Below are 1,043 nucleotides of genomic sequence, written 5' to 3' on the forward strand. Positions count from 1 at the left end.
ATGGAATTTATAGGATTAGAATTGCGTCTGATTTCCGGATCACCGCCAGCTAAGAGCTGCCAACTCCATTTTTCTTTACCCAAACAACGCTCAAGACTATCTTGACTACTTTGAACGGACTCCCGCTCAAAAACTTTTAAATACGCATGAAGCAAAGAAAAATAGCGTTCAAGCATCTCAACACTAGACTTCAAACCATTCTCTATGAGCAATTCACCTATTTCGGCATCCAGTGCGCCAAAACCAAACTCTCGTACTTTCGCACGCAAGTGCTCAAGCACCTGACTAGCATCTTCAACACTCAGCCTCTCATAATTTGAATTCATACCGCCCCTTCCTTATAGTTACATTCGCTTGAAAATTAGAATCACAGTAAAATCCAAAACTCCAATGAATTTACACATCAATATCTGATGACCAATCCGGAAGCTGAAGGTTTAATTGCTCTTCTGCTGAATTTTTTCGAAACATCTGAGGTGCCTTAACGTCATGCACCTTAGTAACCGCATAGCCTGCAATTTCAATTTCACCAGTGTCGTCTTCACGTTGATGGACTTCAAAATCACAAAGCAATGTTGTTCCATTCTGAAATTGCACTTTTTGGCTTGCGACTTCAGATCGGAATGTGTCGTCTTGCAACTCAAAACTGACAGTCTTTTTCTCAAAAATACCTCTCCACTTGATTGAACCCGATCTCAACACTGGGGAAACAATTTCAAGTAGGAGGCCTTCATAAACAAGAGGTTCGAGGTTGGCTTTTGCGATTACAAAATTTCCGAAATCTGATCTAGGTACAACTTTATCAGCGGTAACTTTGTTGTGCGAAGGAGCAAATCCAACTGCATCAATTTTTGAATCTGTGAGTGAAGCCTCGTAATAATTTGAGCGACGTCGAGCAATTTTCTTTCGTGCCAGCAGTGCCTGAGCGATGTCATCCGCAGTTGGCGCTTTCTCAAGTGGAAGTGCAAGACTTTTCCCGACCTGATTTTTCTTCTCTTCAAGATCAGTCGCAGCATCCTCTTTTTCTTTGATTTCAAGTTTGA

The 1,043-nt window shown here is 41.5% G+C and carries 2 protein-coding genes; both read right to left on the reverse strand.

Translation table 11 applies throughout. From position 1 onward, the window contains the following. Positions 1 to 326 (reverse strand): hypothetical protein (locus H663_RS41480; protein ID WP_133240106.1); only part of this gene is annotated, 326 nt, incomplete at its 3' end. A gap of 70 nt (positions 327 to 396) precedes the next feature. Next, positions 397 to 1,043, reverse strand: a 647-nt coding sequence (locus tag H663_RS41890) for a hypothetical protein (protein WP_205872781.1), incomplete at its 5' end; no start/stop codon positions are given.

Origin of the sequence: Limnohabitans planktonicus II-D5 (genome assembly GCF_001270065.2) — a bacterium.
Lineage (GTDB): Bacteria > Pseudomonadota > Gammaproteobacteria > Burkholderiales > Burkholderiaceae_C > Limnohabitans_A > Limnohabitans_A planktonicus.